This is a genomic window from Aquimarina sp. BL5 (assembly GCF_003443675.1).
In the GTDB taxonomy this organism is placed as follows: Bacteria; Bacteroidota; Bacteroidia; order Flavobacteriales; family Flavobacteriaceae; genus Aquimarina.
On sequence record NZ_CP031963.1, the window covers coordinates 4283155 to 4303156 of the forward strand.

The following is a 20002-nucleotide window of genomic DNA, read 5'->3' on the forward strand; positions in this document are numbered from 1 at the left end:
CTTTCGTTATTCTTTCATAAAACTACCTTGATATTTTCTCTTATTAGCATCTGAAACTACATATTTGTATATTCCAGTATGTAAATCTTGAGCATCAAACCTAGCTTCATTGCTCGATATCATTTGTAATTCTTCATTTCTTACAATTCTTCCTAACATATCAACAACAGTAATTGTTATTGTCCCTTGTAATGTCTTAGGTACTCTTATAAAAGTGGTTGCCTGAAATGGATTCGGATAATTCATTACATTTTCCACTTTTTCCTGAATCTCATACTCTTCTGTGCTTAATATGTTATTGTTAGTAAATACTAACTCTGTTATCTCAATATCGAAGGATGAAAAGTTTTGATAATCTCCTTGGATAGAGAACACAACACTTCTTACATCTGTTACATCAACAGATACTCCGGCTGCATTTTTAAAATCTACGAAAGCTATATTGTATAATGGGTTATCGGAATTAGCTTCTACGGTAAATCTTAATCTATCATTCCAATCAGTAAGGTCTTTTGTTACCAAAATAACTTCAATATTGTTGGTCGTATTCATCTCGAATTGTAATGCGTTATAGTTTTCTATATTTAGTGTAAGATCACCTGCCAAAACATTTCTGAAAATATTCATCGTTTCTTTCACTTCTCCTCTTACAGTAACACCTCTTTCTATTGTGTAGTTCTCATCAGAAGCCGTTTCGGTTTGTTCTAAGACTTCAAAAGTTTCTAGAACTACCGCTTCTTCACTATAATCAATTCCCCAAGGGCCATCTGCTAGGTATAATGCATCGATTTGAGTAGACTCCTGTCCATTGATAGAAAACCCAATATCGAATAAGAATCCAGTATCTACTTTAATTTGCTCTCTATAAGCTCCTGATAAAGAAACCGTTTGTCTTAATGTTACTTCAGAAGATAATTCCGTTCGTCTAATATTTCCATCAAAATTCATTGAAGATGCTCCAGATTTGTTTACAATATCCAATACTAGTTCTCCATTATCATATCTTCCTTTTTCTACAAAAATGGTTGGTATTCTATTAGATACTTCATGACTCCTCATTGGTTTGTCGGCAATAAAAGTGTCTAAAATATGATTTGCAATATTAGCAACTTGTGATACAGAACCACCCCATACCTGGAAGTTTGTATAATCGCCTTCTGGATAGCTATCAATATTCCATAGACTATAGATTTCATTTTCCGATACTCCTTCTTTAATAGAAAATGTTAATGCATATTCAATCTCACCAGTAGCTCTTTCTATACGAGTACTAATAATCGTATGATTTCTAATTTCTACAGTTCTTAAATCTAACAGTTTAGATCCGTTAAGACGATCACATATAGTCTTAGAATGGTCATAAATATTTCCTGTAGTTGTAGTTGCTAATCCTGCAGCTACTCTTTCTTCATTTTGATAATAGTCTACAGAGAATACGGAATTGGCATTTGTTATTCCAAGCAAATCTTCTGGGCTAGATACATAAGTAGATTCTGATCCTGCTACTCCTGTAGTTGGGAAATAAAGACTTAAATCTTCATTGTTTCTTGACTTATATGATATAAAATCTGGTTGAAATTTTTTCTGTGATTTCTTAGTATTAAAAATCGAGTTTGACTTAGTTCTATTAAAATTACGCTTTGCTATAAGACTGGCAAGATCTCCATTACTTTCTAGTCCTCCGTCATTAGCTGAAGTTACATCTGTAGCACTTTTTATGTCTGCATAATTATCTGTTTTAATTGCTGTTATAGGACTTGCAGTAATATAGAATAACGCGTCATTAAAATCCTGATCACAAGAAGCGTAATCTCTTCTGATATCTTCAAATCCTAAAATTATTCTTTCAGAATCTGGATCATTAAGTAATACATTATGATATCTTAAAGTTTCATCACTTTCTGGATTATAATCTGGATTAGAGTATAATTGCCAGTTACCTGTATCAACACATCCATCTTTCCAAGCATCTGCTAATAACACCCATCCTATACCTGTATTAGGAGGAAAGCTACCGATATTTACTTTATCACCCACTTCTAAATCTCCACCGCTTCCTACTGCAGAAACATTAGGAAAAATAATAGTGATATCTTCTGGCTGTGGAATTGTTTCGTAAGGATTGTCTGCATCATATGTATAAAAACCTAACGTATTTTTATAACCAGCACCTTCTCCAACAAACGTGATCCAAATTTCAGCATTTTCTTGTAAAACTACATCTGTATCGTATCCGGATGAAATATAGTGCGGATTAAAATCAGGTACTGGATATCCTTCTGGTAATGCATTATTAATCATATCAACAGTTTCTTGACTCACTACATCCTGACCATCAAGGTATAATGGCTTTCCATTCGAATCGAAATCTCCTAGATAATTATATCTATCACAGATTGCCGGTATTGGAAAACTTGCGGGAGTCTGACCTCCATTTTCTGAATCAAAACCAGTTTTTCTTTGATCATAGTGATCATCTAAACCATCATTATCAGCATCAACTCCTGATGGGTACGTTTCTATAGTTCCATCTCCGTCACTATCATATGCTTCTGTATTATCAGAAATACCATCATTATCAGAATCTACATCTAAATGATTATAATCGTTATCTCCATCTGTATCAATATCTCCATTCGTTGATCCTCCGAAATCAGGATCAAAATTATCATCTAATCCATCTTTATCTTCATCTGTATTAGAAAGTCCTAAGAATGTAGTTGAATCTTGCCCTTCTATTAAATCAATAATCCCATCATTATCAGAATCAATATCATAACAATCATACACTTGATCATTGTCTGTATCTAATGGAATGAAATCTGTACCTAACTGATCTATATCGAATGCGTCAGCAATCCCATCATTATCTGTATCCTGATATCCAATATCTTGATTGTTACAGACTCCATCATTGTTCGTATCATTACTTCCAGCTCCAGCTTCTACAATATCATAAATTCCATCATTATCAGAATCAATATCTAAGAAATCTGGATTTCCATCACTATCTCTATCAAAAGCATCTTGTACTACATTATCTCCATTACCACTTATATCGTTATCTAAATAATTAAACATCCCATCATCATCAATATCTCCATAAGGATCTGTACCATTACATTCTACTATATTAGATATCCCGTCTCCATCTACGTCTGCATCCATTGAATCTAAAACCCCATCGGCATCTTTATCCAAGGGAGATATTCCACTAGCACACTTAAATCCATCATTAGAATTGGTGGTTTCTGTTAAGTTTAACAGTGTAGCCGTAGGATTTGCTCCTTCATAATCATTAATTAAATATAAACCTCCATTATTATCCGAAACATATAATCTATTATCTGTATCTGCATACGCTGCTCCAAATGTACTTCTTGGCAAATTAGCTACTGTTTTAATTGAAAATACTGGAGTTCCAGAAGATAAATCCCATTTAAACAACTTTCCTCTGCTACCACCATAAAACGCACCATTTACATATACAATATCGGCACAAGTACTTGGTGCCGTTGCGTCTGCTTCCACAATTTCGAATTGTGGAGAATAACTCCCGTCGTAATCTTTTAGATTTGTTATCTTATGAAAAGTTCTTTTATTATTGTTTTGAAATACCCATAAATTTCCGTCAGGATCTACATCTGCTGCATAACCTCCACCAAATACTGTTGTACCGTTTGGTGCTACGGCACCTAAATCTACAATCATGTCTTTTGCAATACGTAACAAGCGATTATCACCACTTTTTATTGCGTATAAGAAATTATCAACGGCATTATATCCTCCAGCATTATATGAGCTATAAGAATGTAAAGCTTCAGAATATGATCCAGTAATAGGATCATATGCTTTCATTGATCCCGAAATTACTTGGTAAAAAGTTCCATCATTACAATCAAATTCCTGCTGAGCAGAGATTGACATAGTTATTATTGCGGTTAAAAAAGTAAAAATTCGTTTCATAATAATATAGATTTTGGGTATTTGGTTTACTCAAAATTAATCTATATACACCATCGCGACCTTTGTTATTCGTTTAACGGTCTGTAACTGTAGATCAATGGTTTTAAACGTGTGGTAAGTATCTACAAAAGGTTTAGTCTTCTCATTAATTCTGGACGATTTGATCGACTAACGGGAATAACATCTTTAGCTATTAAAACACTATTATCCTCTATATCTATAATTTTTTTTGTATTTATTATATAGGACCTATGAACTTTTAAGAAAAGATCATCCGGTAATTTTTCTTCGATCTTTTTTAGGGTAGAATGTACCGTGTAATTCTGCTTTTCTGTCTTGATCAGAATGTAATCTCCTTTTGCTTCAACTATTAAAATTGTTGGGATATCAATCTTTATTAACCTTCTATCAATATTTATATAGAGGTCATTTTCTCCAGAAGATATTCCTGACGGTTCTTTATTATCTTTTGCAGCTGCAGAATCAGATTTTACATCAGGAGCACTTTTTACTTTCTGGATAGCCTTAATAAAACGTGGTAATGTTATTGGCTTCACCAGATAATCCACAATACATTCATATTCAAACGCTTCTAAAGCAAATTTCTCGTCTGAAGTGGTCAATACTATTTTTGGTGGATTCTTTAGTGTCTGTATGAAATCAAAGCCTGTGAAGTCAGGCATATGAATATCTAAAAATATTAAATCAATCGAATTACTATTTAAGAATTTGATGGCCTGAATTGCATTTGGGAATTCTTCAATTACATTTAATTGATCTACCTGAGAACAAAGTTGTTGAATAATTAATCTTGCAGTTTCTTCATCATCAATAATAATACAATTCATAAGCGTAATGTTTTTATACAATCTTCAAAAAATCTTCAATACTCTCTAAAATTAGCATAAATTTTGGATATAATGAGATATCATCTTTTTTTAAACCTTCTTCGAAGTCAACAGTAACTTTATACGCTGCCTCGAATCCAAACATGCCAATTTTGTGCTTTAGCTTGTGAACATCTTTTGCAGTTTCAATATAAGCTTTTGCATTATAATTTTTTAAAAATTCTTTTTTTTCTTCCGGAAATTCTTTTTTTATTATTCTAATTACCTTTTGTTCAAATTCTTCAGAACCTGCGGCAAGATCTTTAATGTAATTTAAATTAGGGGTTTCTACCATGGTTTTTACTCTTTTTGTAGGTTGATGAAAAATGTAGTACCAACACCAACCTCTGATTCTAATCGTATATCACCCTTATCATAATCTACAATTTTCTTCACAATGGGTAATCCAATACCAATACATTCCTTTTTAGAATCTATACTTTCGAATAGCTGAAAAATTCGTTCGCGATATTTCTCAGGGATTCCCTTTCCATTATCCCTTACACTACAATTTATATATGATTCTTCATCATTAATATAAATTTCTCCTTTTTCTTTATCTAAATGGACAGAAGGAATTGTAAAATCTTTTTCTTTTAAGTTTTGAGTAACAAAAAGAGTCACTACTCAGTTAACAAAATTGACAACGACACCTTCGTCAATAGATCCCATTTTGATAAATAATTTTCGGAAATATTCCTCCCATAAACTGAACCTCCAGTTTATTTAATTCATCTATTAATTGAGGTATATCTAGTGTTGCTTTTTCCGGCACCGTTAAAATTACTTTTCTTCCTGCCGCTTTTCCCTTATTATAACTGCTACATGATGAGGGTCTGTAGAACTTATAAACATATTTTTTTATTTTTTTATCGTAAAGAAAAAGGTAGTTCCTTTTCCGACGACAGATTCCAACCAAATTTTTCCTTCATAGTAGTCTATGATTTTTTTTACTATGGATAGTCCAATACCGGTTGACTCTTTTGTAGAATCAATACTCTGAAATATTTTGAAAATCTTTTCGTGATATTTCTCCGGTATTCCCTTCCCGTTATCTTTTATGTAAAATTCCCAATACTCTTCTTCTTCTTTTGATCCAATATAGATATACCCTTCTTCTTTATCCATTCCTTTGACTGCATTACTAATCAAATTTTGAAACAACTGTTTGATCCTATGTGGATCTTTCCTTATTGTCGGAAGCTTATTATCTATACTAAATTCTATAAAATCCGGTGCGTGCAATGACTCTATAGTTTGATATATTAGCACATTAAGATTTACCTCATTTACAATTTTATCTTTTTTATCGATCAGAGAATATTCCAAAATTCCTCCAATCATACTATCCATTTTTTCAATATTTTGTTCTATATGCCCAAAATGACTTAAAACAGTTCCGCTCAACTCATCTGCATCTTCTTTTATCCAGGTTATTAATGCACTTACATTTCGTAATGGAGATTTTAAATCATGAGAAACAACTTGTGCGTAACTCGTTAATTCTTCATTACTTTTTTCTAAGTCCTTCAACATTTTAGCTCTCTGTTTTTCAAAATCAGAGATTTTAGCTGCCTGTTCTTCAATCAACGTAGCTAATTCAATACCTGTAAGATCTTCAATATTTGTTGCTACTTCTGTGTCTTTTTTATTATCGATCGATCGAAGTGTTTTTATAGCATCATTTAGTCGTTCTATAACTAATCGTTGTTGTTTCGCTTCTTCCGTTAACTGTATATTAGCATCAAATAATTCTTGCGAACTTATTGACATCGCTCTTTGTAACATAGAAAACTGCTCTTCATAGGTGTTATACGAGCTATCAATTGCAGCCAAAAGCTCCTGGATTTCAGGATGATTTTTTAAATCATCAGATAATTTTTTTCTTATCTGCCTTTTCAATAATGAATTCATTCTTTATTCACTCAATAAGGTTAAAGTCATCGTTTGATTGTGAAGCTCACATCTTGTACTATTACTAAATGGTGCTAACTCTCCATAAGAATAAAAACCAGTTATTACTGCATTTTCTCCTACTTCTTCTATTACTTCTTCAATTTCTTCTTCTACTCTTTGATCCATTACTAATTTTCTTCCAATACAGCTTACTAATAATGCTAATTGCGGATCTTTGTCTCTAGATTCCATAGCTATTTCTGCAGCTTTAGAAGCTCCATCAGCAATCTTATCAATATTAGCCATCATTAATTGAACAACGGACCCTTCTGGCACGTCACCTGCTAATATCATTGCATTCTTTTCTTCATCAATAGAAAGAATTGTTCTTACTATTGCTTCTTTTCTTCCTTCTGTTTTTACACTTAAGGGGTATAAAAGTGCTGATTGCGGCAATTCTGAGGCTTTATCGCCTAAATATTTCTTGTACAAATCTAGCGCTGGTTGATTGTCTAGTTCAAATAATACATTGTTATCTGATTTTGTGATTACACGTTCTGGTCCAAAAGGAGTCCATCCTCCATATTGAGCACTTGTAATCTGTAAACTATCTCCATAAAAGCCAACTGCTACAATTTCTCCTTCTTTTGGATTTTCATTATATCCTACTAATGTTTTTTCGAACCTAGCATCATCTCCACATAATCCTCCCGTACAAGGTATATCTTTGTGTATCGCTTCTATCCCATCTATTAAAGCAGAGCCATTAACATAACTACCTTCACTAACAATAAAAATATGTTTCAGATTCTCTGAAGGTAATTGATCTGCCAATTTTTTTCCAGCTTCAAAAGCATCTTTCTGAGTATCCAAAATGTTTTGATGACCTAATTTAATTATACTATTTTCGAACTCTATGGCTGTTAAAGAAATAGTATCTTCCGTAACATTTGCTCCCAGAATTTCTCCTGCAGAAGAGCCTATTATCACTTCACTTTCATTAAACAAAGCCTTTATTTCGTCTAAAATGGGCTCTCTTTCTATAATAAATCGATTTCCAAATACTAATACCAATGGGTTTTTAAGCTTTTCATTAGATTTTTTAGTTGGTATCCAATTACCATTTTTATTTCTTTGGTACTGTTGAATTTTCATAAAGAAAGTTTTTTAAGAGTGAATAAAAAAGTGGTGCCTTTGTTTTCTTGTGACGATACATCGACTTCTCCGCCATACATATTAACTATCTTTTTTACAATAGATAGTCCAATTCCGGTAGACTTAGATTGATCTTGTGCCGTCTGAAAAATCTCAAAGATTTTGCGGTGGTATGCCTCAGGAATTCCTGGACCATTATCGGCAAGAGTAATTTCCCAAAAATCACCGATATCAATACATTTAATGTCCAAAATTCCTTTTTCTTTATCATTATATTTTATCGCATTACTGATAATATTTTGAAATAATTGTTGAAATCTAAATCGATCACCTATCATTATGGGAAGCGTATCATGAATATTAATACTAAATGTTTCTGGGACGTAAATCATTTCTAATATATCAGATACTACTTTATCCAAACTCACTTCTTTTCCTGCTTTTTCATTCCTATCAATACTAGAATAACTTAGAATTCCGTCGATCATATGATCCATTTTTTCTATTTTATTAAGTAAAGAATTAAAAGAGGTTACCGCATTTTCATCCAATTTATCTTCATAATCTTCTTTTAACCAATTAATAAGAGCATTCATACTCCGTAAAGGAGATTTTAGATCATGAGATACCACGTGAGCAAAATCATTTAATTCTTTATTACTTTGCTCTAAATTCTTAAGTAATTCTTCTTTTAATTTTTCAGCCTCTATCTGATTGGTTATATCCCGTACAATTCCTTGTGCAGCAATCGCAACACTATCTTTATCTCTAATAACACTTCCATTAATATGGACTGTTCTAATACCATTACTTTTGGTAACTACTCTGGCTACATAATCTGTAAAAGATCCTTCTGTAACTAATTTCTGAAAGGATTCCATGGCATAGTTAAAATCATCTTTATAGATAAGAGACATTACATTAATCTTTTCTGTGCTAACATCATAACCAAATAGCTCTTTTGCTGCATCATTCATCTCTATGATATCACCATTAACTTTCATTAGAACATAAGCATCTACGAGATTATCAGACATTCCTTGAAGCTCAGAATTTTTTTTGGCTAGAACATCTTTCAACTGTTCATTTACCTCTTTTAATTCTTGAGCAACCGAATATAGTTCTCTTGATTTATCTTCTAGAATTCCCTCTGCTTGTTTACGAGCTGCTTTTTCCCTAGCAAGTGCTCTTTGTAGTATATCAGGATTAATTTCACCCATTTTTCATTTGAATCATAAATTTAACTTCGGTTCCATCATCTTTTAATTTATCATACGATATAACAGCCCTTTTGTTAAAATGTTCAAATGTTTTGTTCATTAAACCCAGCCCAAAGCTATACATAGCTCTACTTGATTTATAGATCATGGATAAAGTATCAGGTGTTCTTTCTAATACTTGAAAGGTAGGAAGCTCAGCACTAGGATAAATTTTTCTTACTTCCACGTGAATATGATTTTCTATAGACTCTAACATGTCTAACGGGTTCTCATAGCGCTCTATCAATTGTGGATAGTTTGAAGCTAATACACTAAAAAAGTGTTCTGCATAGGTAAGTAGTAAATCATCTGTTTTAATGTCTGTATTTTTACTTAGATTGGTAATAAGACTTAACATTTCTGAAAATTCATACGTTCCTATTGACGTATAAATTCCATTAGATGGTAAATTAGATTCCTCGATAATTCGATCCACCATTTCTAGACCAAACTTATCCTCGACAAGTTGTAAAAACTCAGTAAAAACAATTCCTTTCATAATATAGTATTAAATTGGTATGTTAAGTTACGAGTTTTCTGGTAGTTCAGACAGAAATTAACTCATTTTTTCCCCAATATTCTATCAAAGATTTTATTTTTTCTACATAATCTTCATACTTCAATGGTTTTACTAAATACCCCGCAATCCCTTCTTCGTAGCATCTTTTCAGATCTTGGTGGTTGTTAGAAGTACTCAAAATTATGACCGGAACATATTTTAATTTGTCGTTACTTTTTAAACTTTTTAGGAACTCGATACCATTCATTTTTGGCATATTTAGATCCAGCAATATAATATCCGGAGTTTTGGTATCATCTTCAAGAATTTCTATGGCTTCTTCGCCGTTTGTAGCTTCTTCTAGTTTACATGTATAATTGTTCTTCTGTAGAACTCTTGTGAACTTCATTCTTTCTATCTCGTCATCTTCGATTAATAGGATTTTTAAATTTTTCATTTTAGGTATCAGTTTTACACTTATGGATATAGCTCTTATACCGTAAAATTCAATAATTTTAGGGACGTAATCTCTTAGTCATCGTTAGAATCATTTAAACTATCGACGAGTGGTAGTTTACTGTAGACGAATGGATTTTAGATTTTTTATAATGGTTACTGTTTCTAGACAGGATGAGAAGTTTATCCCACGTATGGTACTTGTCACATTTATTCCTATTTTCAATACTTATAGGCAGTTTTTAGATTGAAAATAATCTTGCTTAAAATTCAAATGTTATTGACCTGGGTTTTTTGGAAATATCCAAAGAGCCTTCTTTATTGTTTTTCTATCCAAGAGATATAGGAGAAGTATTCGATAATACATTACTTTTGAAAAATTATACCTTAATGAGAGCAAGGTTTTTATATAATCCCAAATTAATTGGTAAGATTAAAAGTTATGAGTGAAGAAAATATAGTAAAGATTAATGAAGTAATAACTCATTATTTTAATACAAACCCTTCTGTAGATTGGATTCCTGTAAAAGAAATTATGCCTGCATTAATTGAAGCGGGAATTTTTAAAAAAGACAATAAAAAGGGGTTGCCAATGCGTAAAGTATTACGAAAATTAGATTTGGAATCAGAGCTTGCTAAAATCCCATCTGTACATGCAGAAAGAAGGTCCGATACCATCTATTGGTATTTGGTAAGAGCTGGCAAGAAGTATGAACCAAAAGAATTAATAAGTCCTGTCACTAAAAAAGAACAAAATTTACTAGCTATCCAGAACAGTGATGAGTATTATCTAGTAAATTTATGTGATGAGTTATTACAACAAAAAGCGTCAAGAAAACATACTTTTGATACCTTAGTAGGGAATCTTCATAAAAGAGGAAAAGGAAGAACAAAACTTCCTTTAGATGCCTATTATGAAGACTTAAAATTGGTTCTTGAGTTTTTTAGAAAAAATAAAGCTACTGATGAGTTAGATGAGAAAGAAAAAGCGCGTAGAGCCCAAATAAAATATTATAAGGAGCTAAAAAAGAAAGCCGTACTAACTAAAAAATTACGCTTAATCGAGATTAACTATGCCTTGTTTGAGAATGATGCAAACAAATTGATAAGAAATGCCGAAAATGATAGACTGGTTCTCAAAGATGTTTTAAAAGATTTCGTACAGAATCAAAAACTACAGTAGTTTCCGGCTATACTCAAAGTAAGGTTATTAGATATACTTATTTGTTATCACCAAACAGCTCATGTAATAGGCTCATGGAGAGGTATAATACTTTTCTAAAATTAACTACTATCTAGTACCTCTATTATTGGTATTAGCCTTATTAATCTAAGTATAATTTCATTTACATTTAATCCCATAAAGATTGGTGTAGAAATTAAGAAGAAAGTTACTCATTAGAAAGGATGTAAAGACTAACTCCAGAAATTCTTTGATCTTTTGATTTAGTATATTACCGATTCTTTTGCAACCACCCATTTATTCGACTCCCAATTGGAAAAAGTTAAATAATTGCTACTTTAGCAATGCGTGTAGATCCTTCAAAAAAATCATTAAATGGGCACTTCAGTTGCTATAGTTTCGGGAATTGGTGCAATTCAAAGTATATTATTTACCTTATTAATTTTTTTAAAAAAGGAGAGAAACAAATCAGATTGGATACTGATGGTCTGGTTTCTTGTGTTTTCAATTCATTTATCCTTAAAACTGGGCATTGAGTTTTATGAAGTTACTAGTATAGATATATTAATAATGACTATTAGTTTCTTGCACGGTCCATTTTTTTTATTCTATTCAAATTCAATTCTTGGAGAACGTTTTACAAGAAAGAGTCTTTTGCATTTCATCCCATTTTTGTTCTTTTTTATAGGATGTTTTTATGTGGAAGATATTCATGAACCCAATTGGGAAGTGATACTTCTTATCGTGAAGCTAACTTCATTAATTTTGTATCCTTCTTTTATACTGTATGATTTCAAGAGTAAGATAAGGTTTTTAAAATCCAAGACTTCTAACAGTTCAGTTTTAGAATATTTCTGGATTAAAACCGCTGCTATTATTTTCCTAGTCAGTATGGGAGTTAGTGTGATACGACTTATTACAGAGTTGAGTGTAGGTGTGTCATATTTTGAATTTGTAGATGTACTTCGTTATACTGTTTTAGTAATGATAATTGGTTTTTATGGGTTGAAGTATGGAACTATTTATAAACCAGAAGAAGTATCTGAATATCTAAGTTCTAATAAAGGAAAATATAAACACAGTCCACTAAAGACAAATGAAATAAATAACATTAGTGACCTAATCAATCAATACTTCAAAGAAAACAAATCATACTTAAATCCTGATTTTTCTTTGACAAAGTTATCCAGATCAATAGATATTCGTAAGCATCATTTATCTCAGGTAATCAATTCTGAAATGAAAACTACTTTTTATGATTTGGTCAACACGAAAAGAATTGAATATGCTACTCTTAAAATTAGAGAAGGAGAAAGCTCTTATTTGACCATGGAAGGTTTAGGTTATGATAGCGGATTTAACTCTAAGTCTGTATTTTTTTATCATTTCAAAAAACAAACAGGAAAAACACCTGGGCAGTATAAGAAAGAAATGAGTACGAATTAATTAATACCTTCTAATACATCATTTAAAACTTCAATATTTGTTTCACAGTAATAAATAATGTTACCGTTAATAGCGACGGTATCCAAAAATCCTATTGATAAATATATATTCAATGGTATTGTTTATCCTGAACTACAAAATGTAAAAAAGAGAAAATAATAATGATCTATAATATGGTCATCCAAGTTCTCTTTTTAAGAATTTAATAGTGATTGTGAAATTTAAGAGTTTATTAAATAACTCCTTCAATATTAGAACTAAATGAATAAAAGAGAATTTATTAAAACATTCGCAGCAGCCTCGGCATTAACTTTTGTAAATCCGATAGAAATTTTAGCTAGTACCACAATTAAACCGATAAATAAAAATGTACTTATATTAGGAGGAAGAGGTTTTATAGGTCCTAGTATCGTGCAGGTTTTTTTAAAGGCGGGTTATAAGGTAACTTTATTAAATAGAGGAAAAACCAATCCGACACTTTTTAATAATCTACCTATTATTATATGTGATAGAGAAAAGGAAGATAAAAAAGGCTTCAAGAATATTGATAAAAAGTACAGAGAAACTCATTGGGATATCGTAGTAGATACGTGGCAAAAATCTCCAAAAGCAGTTGCAGATTTTCTTGATGAATTTAAAGGTCGTATTGGTCATTATCATTATATATCAACAGTTTCCGTATATGATAAATGGGATAAGAAATTTATTGAGGAAACAGAACCTTTAAATCCACTCCCAAAATTTCCTAAAACAATACGCGAGGATTTTAGATATGCTATAAGAAAAACTCTTTCTGAGGAGGCTATAAGAGAAAGAATGGATAACTATACAATGTATAGATCTCATGGAATGAAAGATTTTAGGATTACCAATCCAGGTGACCCAAATGATGAACCTTTTTGGCCAGTAAGGTTTTATAGGGGAGGAGAGATACTTTTGCCAAATGTACAGGATCATCATATTCAGGTAACAGATGTTCAAAGTCTGTCAAACTTCATTTTGCATTGTTCTAGAACTAAAACTTATGGCGAGTATAATGTGGCGTATCATTCAACACCGTTTAAAGATTTTGTATCAAGTCTTATTTTAGCTACAGATATGCCAAAAAAATTACATTGGATTGATGGAGATTTCTTAATAGAAAATGAATTATTACCTTATAAAATAGTCCCTTTGTGGAAACCTAAACCGGCAGGATCGTATTATTTTAATATTCAAAAAGCTATAGGAGCTGGTCTAGTTAACAGACCTATGGTGGATATGATAACTGATCAATTAAATGGGTACAAAAGTAGATATCCAAACGATGATGTTAGATTTGGAGAGTTCATAGGAGGAAATAAAACTAAATATTATTCTATGGATAAGGAGAAATCCATTATTGATAAATGGAATGCAAGGCAAAAGTGATATTCGTAATAACGCTTGGCCATATTGAAGGCTAAATTATTGTTTAAAAAGAGCTTTAGAAACATTTCTAAAGCTCTTTTTGTTAAAGTTAGTTTTACAAGGATTTATTATGAAATAATACCCCAAACTGTAATCATTTTAAATGACCTGTACCTTGTTTGTTTATGATGGCAATGCTATTAATTTTTTAATTGTATTCCGAATGCCTCTTCAAAACCTTGAACAACGAAATCATCAATAGTTTCATCGTGATTTCCTGATCCTGTGATGATGTTTACATTTTTAGACTGTAAGAATTCAATTTCTGGATTTGTAAGCCTACCCACAGCTTGGTCAGTTTCTCCATATATATAAGTGATGTTAGATAAGTCTTCAAAAGGATTAAGAAGTTCGGTATATCTATTCATTCCTAATCCAGCTGTTATTTTATCCAAATTTCTAACAGTTACATCTGTGCTAACTTCCTGCTCTACAATAGGAGTAATTCCGTTTTCAAAATACGTTAACCTTCCTTCAGAAAGAGCTTGCCAGATAATATCATCTATATCTAATCTGCCTACCATTAATAAATAGTTGTCGGCCACATCTATTCCTTTTTTTGCAATAAGTTCTTGTGTCACAAAAGCACCAAATGAAATTCCTAAAACATACACTGTTCTACCTTGATCTTTAAAATATTTGACAACCTTGTATAGCATTTCTACACTTTCTGCATTATAGTTAATAGCTTCATCAAATGTGATATCACCACCTTCCAATAGACTTGGATCTAAGGTTTGTGCTTGATGCACATTTACGGCTAAAAGGTCTGTTGTATCAAAACTTTGGAAAATTTCATCGACTTCATCGGTACTGAGTTTATTATCAGGGCCACTTTGTACATTGATCAGAACTGTTGAAGCATCTTCTTCTCCTTTGAAATAAATTAAATCTTTAATTTCTTGTGATATTTCAATAGGTTCATCAATAACGATAATATCATCTGAACCACAGCTGATAAAAAGTATTGATAAAATAAGTGTTGTTGCGTACTTGCGATAATGTTTCATAATAATTAAATTTTTATTTGTTAATTTTCAACTTCAGAAATATGATACAGCATGTCTATTCCTAAATCTTCTATTTGTCCAGAATTGGGGTGAAAGGCAGATACATTAGATAATACAATTACTGCTCTTTTGTTCCTTTTTTCAACACTTAAAAATGAAACATAACCTGCAGTTCCACCACCATGAAATAAGGCTGTAATATCTTCATCTTCGAAAATGTGCCAGCCCAATCCGATGTTAATGTCTTCATGAATAGGATATGTACTTGCTTGGGGTAGGTTATAAACAGGATCGTTTAGGAAATTTTTATGGGTGAACTTTTCCAAATCTGTTACTGACGATACAATGCCACCTGCTCCTACAATAACATTGCTAAAATTCCAATTCGGTATTTCATTACCATTTTCATCAAGTCCTGTTACTATTTGTGTAGGATTTACAGTAGCTACTACTGATGTGGAGTTATTCATTTGCAAAGGCTCTAAAATAATTTCCTGTAATAGGTTCTCATAGGTTTTTCCTGTCTTCTTTGATATAATATGACCCAATAGTCCCATTCCTAGATTTGAATATTCGTATTGAGAACCGCTACTGTTATTTAGAACTACTTCATCTTTTAAATAATTATGTAATAATTCATTTGTGTAGTTCGCAAAAGGGTCTTCAAAATTATAATCTGCAGATTCAAAGTTTGAAGGCTCTCTTTCTAGTCCAGAAGTGTGGTTCGCTAATTGAGAAAGGGTGATATCACTTCCTTCTTTTAGTGTAAAATCGAATTGCTCTTGTAACGTCTCATCTAATGTTGCTTGTTGTTTATTTACCAAATCTGAAAGTAATATACTCGTAAAGACTTTTGTTATAGAACCTATTTCGAAAATCCTATCTTTATTATCTATTACCTCAAGCGTATTGCCTTTTTTAATAACGCCTATGTATTCCGTTTTTTCATTATCTATGATTGCAATAGAAAGTTCAGTGTTGTCTGGAAATTCCCGGGTATTGTCTTCAATAATAGATTTGATTTCACCTGTAAAAGCGGTTTCTTCGGCACCTGTTACAGCATCGTCAGAGTTACAACTCATAAATAGCAATAATAAAATCAGTGTTGTTGCGTACTTGCAATAATGTTTCATAATAATTAAATTTTTATTTGTTAAAATGTTTGATGAGGTATACTTTTTAAGTGTAACCTTTTTATTAATAAAGAGTTATGTGATTAATGCTGATTCGTTTTTGAAAAAAGGAGGCTAAGGTCAGAGTAGTTTAGTACCCTGATTCATGTATAAAAATGTATGTTTAAGGTTAGCTGTTTTCCTTCCTTGTAAAGATTTTAATTTAGAAATCTATAGTAATCGGAGTTACTCCTGCAACACCAAAATTGCCTAGAACTAATTCATCGGTTGCAGTGTTGGTAATATTGCCGACAAGATTGACAGGTAAAAATAAGGAAGATACTTCCGGTTCATTTCCTTGGTTACTAATGACATTACTATAAAACTGAAACGTAGTAAAGTTAATATTACTGATGTCTACGCGTAACGTTTCGCCTTCATTCATACCAGTAATAACAAGAATTTTTTCTTCCTCTTCATTGATAATTCTGTCATTGGATACGATCAATTCATCAGAAATTATCACCCCATCTTTAAGAATTTCTAAATGAATTAAATAGAAATTTTGTACATCGATTGGACCATTGAAAGTAATTCGAATACTATCTTCGGTTTTTACCATATCCGTAATAGGAATTGGTGGTCTTAAAATTTCCTCTTCGGATATAAGAACAGTTTGATCTTGTAATAGTACTTCTATCCAATAAGTGTTGCCTATAATAGGAGTTATCATCTCTGAAGTAGTATAGATGCCATTATTTATTGTAAAAGAATCAGAAACTAACGAGGTGTTATTGGATACATCTCTGGTAAATAAGGATATTTGCGCGTCATTTATAGCGCTAAAAGACGTATCAGTCACTGGAACGGTCTTCTGAACCTGAATAGAAACAAAACCCTCCTCGCTGGTCAATAACCCAGAAATAAATACCTGCTCTTTAAATTCAAAATCCTGACTAATATCTTCAACACAATTTATGAATGTGAAAAATGAAATAAATATTATGTATATAGGTAGTTTTTTCATGGTTCTAAAATTTAAAATTGTAGGATATAAATGGAATTGGCGCGGCGATAAAAGAAATTTGAGACGTTTCTAATTGATTATCGTCAAAAACAGAATTAATAGAAAATGCATTTTTACGTCCATATACGTTATATACACCAAAATTCCAGCTTCCTTTCCAGTTAGTTTTTGGATTGTCAGTAGGTGTGTAAGTAAACGATATGTCTGCTCTATGCGTATTCGGAATTCTAAACGCATTTCTATCAGAATAGGTGATAAACGAATCTCCATCTAAAGTCAATCTACCATTAGGCTGGGTGATGGGTCTTCCCGTTTGAAAGGTGAAAAATGCTCCTACTTCCCACTTTTTAGATAATTTATAATTTGCTGTTATATTAAATATATGGGGTCGATCAAAATTCGAAGGAAAGTACGTGTTGTTATTAATTTGCTCCGAAGAGAAATTACTTTTCGTTTTTCGTTTTGATACAGAATAGGTATAGTTTACGTTTCCGGTTAATTTTCCCTTATTTTTATGTGCGGCTAGTTCTAATCCATAAGAAAAACCGTCGGCAGTAACTAATTCGGTTTCTAGGTTGTCAAAAACTCCTAATCTAGCTCCATTTTTATAGACTATTAAATCATCAAATGTTTTGTAGTATGCCTCTATCGAAAAATTATAGTTTTGATCCTTAGTGTCATAGGCATATCCAGCAGAAAATTGATTTACTTTTAATGGAGCAATATGTTCACCAGAAGGTTTCCAAGTATCGTTTGGTAATGTTATCGTTTGCCTATTAATGGAGTGTATGTATTGAAACATTCTGTTATATCCTATTTTAAAAGCTTTTCTGTCGTTAATGTCATATTTTAAAGATATACGGGGTTCAAATCCAGAATAAGTTTTCGATATCTCGTTATTTTTCACACTTCTATTCCCAATAATTGAGTTTTGTGTTTGTGGAAGATTAGGGTCGTAAATAGCAATATCTTCTTCTCCAAAATTAGCAAACCAGGAATATCGTAAACCGGTTGATAATGATAGTTTATTCCATTGTTTTTCAATACTATAATAGGCTGCTAGTTCTAATGCTTTTTCTTTGTCTAGAACCTGATTGCCTGCTGTGCTAGTAATTTTAGGAATGAATTGATATAAATTACCATAGAGACCAAATCGCATTTGGGTTGTAGGGTTTGAATAATATGTGAAATCGGGCTTAAAAATCCAGTTTTCAATAGATCTTTTGACAGTCTCTTCTATATTTTCTTCGATATCTTCTTCTCTAAGATCTTCTCTCTGTCCTAATGAGAAATCATATTTGCTATAGATACCTGTTATATTAGAAAATAATCTATTAGAAAAAGTATGATTCCATCGTAAGGTAGCAGTAGTATTTATCCATCCAAGATCTAAATCGCTATCAAATCCACCTTCTCCATTTTCTTCTTCTTGATTAAATTTTAAGACATCTGCAGCAAAAATACCGGACGCATAAAGCCTGTTGTTTTTATTGATGTTCCAGGTTAGTTTTGTGTTTAAATCATAAAAATGAAATTTATCAACAGCTTCGTTACCTGGAAACAATGGGAAAAACACATCAAAATACGATCGTCTACCAGAAGCTAAGAAGCTGATTTTATCCTTTTTAATAGGACCTTCTATTGTAAATTTAGAAAACAGTAATCCTAATCCACCTTCTCCTTTAATTCTTTTAGAATTTCCATTTTTTTGTCGAATCTCTAGTACAGATGATGCCCTGCCTCCAAAACGAGCAGGTATTTCGCCTTTATATAATTTTAATATTTTAACCGCATCTGCGTTAAAAATAGAAAACAATCCGAATAGATGAGAAGTGTTATACAAGGGAGCTTCATCTAGTAGAATTAAATTTTGATCTACATTTCCACCTCTTACATTAAAACCACTAGTTCCTTCGCCAATACTACTAATTCCGGGTTGGGTTAAAACTGCCCTGGTAATATCAGGTTCTCCTAGGAGAGATGGTAGTTTTTTAATTTCTGAAGTAGTTAAACTAGTAGTACCACCAAGAATTGGTTTTACCTGACTTTTATTATTTTGATTTGTCTGTATTACAACTTCTTCTAATTCACTGGAGGATGGCTGAAGCTCTATCTTTATGTTTTTGTCAGTTTCTAATTTAATATCTAAGACTTTGGTTACATAGCCCAGATACGAAATCTCCAAAATATAGTCTCCTTTGGGTAATGTTATAGAATAAAAGCCATAAGCATTCGTAAACACACCATTGTTACTGTTTTTTATGATGATACTGGCGCCCAAAAGTATTTCGCCAGTATTTGCATCTGTAACAATCCCACTTATCGTAAAATCGTGTTGAATTTTAGTTCTGGTGAGAATGATATGACTTTTTTTGATTTTATAAGAAATGGTAGAATTCTTAAAGAGTAAAGCTACTGTTTCTTCAATATCTGTTTTTATAACATTTATACTAAAATGTTGATCGACATTGATCACATCATTATTTAGGATAAAACTATAAGATGTCTGTTCTTCAATCTTATGTATAATTGATTTTAGTGAACTATTTTCTTCAGATAGGGTAACACTATTTTGGGAGAACCCATTAAAAGCCAGCAGTTGAAAACAAAAAATTAGATAAAAAAAGAAAGATAATTTCATTAAAAAAATAGTTTTT

The 20002-nt window shown here is 31.8% G+C and carries 16 protein-coding genes; 3 read left to right on the forward strand and 13 right to left on the reverse strand.

Translation table 11 applies throughout. The features are described 5' to 3' along the window. Positions 1-6: 6 nt before the first annotated feature. From D1818_RS17795 to D1818_RS17835, 9 genes are all read right to left on the reverse strand, one after another. A complete protein-coding gene (locus D1818_RS17795) occupies positions 7-3966 on the reverse strand; it encodes a DUF4114 domain-containing protein (protein ID WP_118460313.1) in 3960 nt (1319 codons plus the stop codon). A 122-nt stretch (positions 3967-4088) separates the two neighbouring features. Continuing rightward, entirely contained in the window at positions 4089-4814 is a 726-nt protein-coding gene (locus tag D1818_RS17800) for a LytTR family DNA-binding domain-containing protein (RefSeq protein ID WP_118460315.1), read from the reverse strand. 13 nt (positions 4815-4827) lie between these two features. Continuing rightward, entirely contained in the window at positions 4828-5148 is a 321-nt protein-coding gene (locus D1818_RS17805; RefSeq protein WP_118460317.1) for an Hpt domain-containing protein, read from the reverse strand. A 5-nt stretch (positions 5149-5153) separates the two neighbouring features. Further along, positions 5154-5477 (reverse strand): ATP-binding protein, encoded by a 324-nt coding sequence (locus D1818_RS17810; protein ID WP_118460319.1) that lies wholly within the window; start codon positions 5475-5477, stop codon positions 5154-5156. Between the two features lie 237 nt (positions 5478-5714). Next, entirely contained in the window at positions 5715-6767 is a 1053-nt protein-coding gene (locus D1818_RS17815; RefSeq protein WP_118460322.1) for an ATP-binding protein, read from the reverse strand. Positions 6768-6770: 3 nt separating this feature from the next. Beyond that, the gene (locus D1818_RS17820; RefSeq protein ID WP_118460324.1) at positions 6771-7904 is read right to left on the reverse strand and encodes an FIST signal transduction protein; all 1134 of its coding nucleotides are present in this window, start codon (positions 7902-7904) and stop codon (positions 6771-6773) included. Continuing rightward, entirely contained in the window at positions 7901-9124 is a 1224-nt protein-coding gene (locus D1818_RS17825) for an ATP-binding protein (protein ID WP_118460326.1), read from the reverse strand. Before D1818_RS17825 ends, D1818_RS17820 begins: the two co-directional genes overlap by 4 nt. Next, positions 9117-9662 carry a heme NO-binding domain-containing protein gene (locus D1818_RS17830; protein ID WP_118460328.1) on the reverse strand — a complete coding sequence of 182 codons (546 nt, stop codon included), beginning with the start codon at positions 9660-9662 and terminating at the stop codon, positions 9117-9119. The genes D1818_RS17825 and D1818_RS17830 overlap by 8 nt, the downstream gene beginning before the upstream one ends. A gap of 46 nt (positions 9663-9708) precedes the next feature. Then, positions 9709-10119, reverse strand: coding sequence for a response regulator (locus tag D1818_RS17835; RefSeq protein WP_118460330.1), 411 nt, complete (start codon positions 10117-10119; stop codon positions 9709-9711). 441 nt (positions 10120-10560) lie between these two features. On the opposite strand from D1818_RS17835, the gene D1818_RS17840 reads away from it, so the two are divergent. The 3 genes from D1818_RS17840 (at position 10561) to D1818_RS17850 (ending at position 14157) form a co-directional block, all read left to right on the forward strand. Beyond that, on the forward strand, positions 10561-11301 hold the full coding sequence (locus tag D1818_RS17840) for a hypothetical protein (RefSeq protein WP_118460332.1): 741 nt from the start codon (positions 10561-10563) through the stop codon (positions 11299-11301). A 375-nt stretch (positions 11302-11676) separates the two neighbouring features. After that, positions 11677-12747, forward strand: coding sequence for an AraC family transcriptional regulator (locus tag D1818_RS17845; protein WP_118460334.1), 1071 nt, complete (start codon positions 11677-11679; stop codon positions 12745-12747). Positions 12748-13008: 261 nt separating this feature from the next. Beyond that, positions 13009-14157, forward strand: coding sequence for an NAD-dependent epimerase/dehydratase family protein (locus tag D1818_RS17850; RefSeq protein ID WP_118460336.1), 1149 nt, complete (start codon positions 13009-13011; stop codon positions 14155-14157). 179 nt (positions 14158-14336) lie between these two features. Here the strand turns inward: D1818_RS17850 and D1818_RS17855 are convergent, their stop codons facing one another. The 4 genes from D1818_RS17855 to D1818_RS17870 form a co-directional block, all read right to left on the reverse strand. Next, positions 14337-15206, reverse strand: coding sequence for a hypothetical protein (locus tag D1818_RS17855; RefSeq protein WP_118460338.1), 870 nt, complete (start codon positions 15204-15206; stop codon positions 14337-14339). A gap of 20 nt (positions 15207-15226) precedes the next feature. Continuing rightward, positions 15227-16339, reverse strand: a complete 1113-nt coding sequence (locus tag D1818_RS17860) for a serine hydrolase (protein WP_118460340.1) — start codon at positions 16337-16339, stop codon at positions 15227-15229. A gap of 202 nt (positions 16340-16541) precedes the next feature. After that, entirely contained in the window at positions 16542-17345 is an 804-nt protein-coding gene (locus D1818_RS17865; protein WP_118460342.1) for a DUF4249 family protein, read from the reverse strand. A gap of 4 nt (positions 17346-17349) precedes the next feature. Next, the gene (locus D1818_RS17870; RefSeq protein ID WP_158596851.1) at positions 17350-19986 is read right to left on the reverse strand and encodes a TonB-dependent receptor; all 2637 of its coding nucleotides are present in this window, start codon (positions 19984-19986) and stop codon (positions 17350-17352) included. Positions 19987-20002: the final 16 nt, after the last annotated feature.

Coding starts and splice junctions, on each gene's coding strand:
- D1818_RS17860 (WP_118460340.1), bottom strand. CDS start 16,339: ATGAAACATTATTGCAAGTACGCAACAACACTGATTTTATTATTGCTA.
- D1818_RS17835 (WP_118460330.1), bottom strand. CDS start 10,119: ATGAAAAATTTAAAAATCCTATTAATCGAAGATGACGAGATAGAAAGA.
- D1818_RS17865 (WP_118460342.1), bottom strand. CDS start 17,345: ATGAAAAAACTACCTATATACATAATATTTATTTCATTTTTCACATTC.
- D1818_RS17850 (WP_118460336.1), top strand. CDS start 13,009: ATGAATAAAAGAGAATTTATTAAAACATTCGCAGCAGCCTCGGCATTA.
- D1818_RS17805 (WP_118460317.1), bottom strand. CDS start 5,148: ATGGTAGAAACCCCTAATTTAAATTACATTAAAGATCTTGCCGCAGGT.
- D1818_RS17845 (WP_118460334.1), top strand. CDS start 11,677: ATGGGCACTTCAGTTGCTATAGTTTCGGGAATTGGTGCAATTCAAAGT.
- D1818_RS17795 (WP_118460313.1), bottom strand. CDS start 3,966: ATGAAACGAATTTTTACTTTTTTAACCGCAATAATAACTATGTCAATC.
- D1818_RS17820 (WP_118460324.1), bottom strand. CDS start 7,904: ATGAAAATTCAACAGTACCAAAGAAATAAAAATGGTAATTGGATACCA.
- D1818_RS17815 (WP_118460322.1), bottom strand. CDS start 6,767: ATGAATTCATTATTGAAAAGGCAGATAAGAAAAAAATTATCTGATGAT.
- D1818_RS17800 (WP_118460315.1), bottom strand. CDS start 4,814: ATGAATTGTATTATTATTGATGATGAAGAAACTGCAAGATTAATTATT.
- D1818_RS17855 (WP_118460338.1), bottom strand. CDS start 15,206: ATGAAACATTATCGCAAGTACGCAACAACACTTATTTTATCAATACTT.
- D1818_RS17825 (WP_118460326.1), bottom strand. CDS start 9,124: ATGGGTGAAATTAATCCTGATATACTACAAAGAGCACTTGCTAGGGAA.
- D1818_RS17870 (WP_158596851.1), bottom strand. CDS start 19,986: ATGAAATTATCTTTCTTTTTTTATCTAATTTTTTGTTTTCAACTGCTG.
- D1818_RS17840 (WP_118460332.1), top strand. CDS start 10,561: ATGAGTGAAGAAAATATAGTAAAGATTAATGAAGTAATAACTCATTAT.
- D1818_RS17830 (WP_118460328.1), bottom strand. CDS start 9,662: ATGAAAGGAATTGTTTTTACTGAGTTTTTACAACTTGTCGAGGATAAG.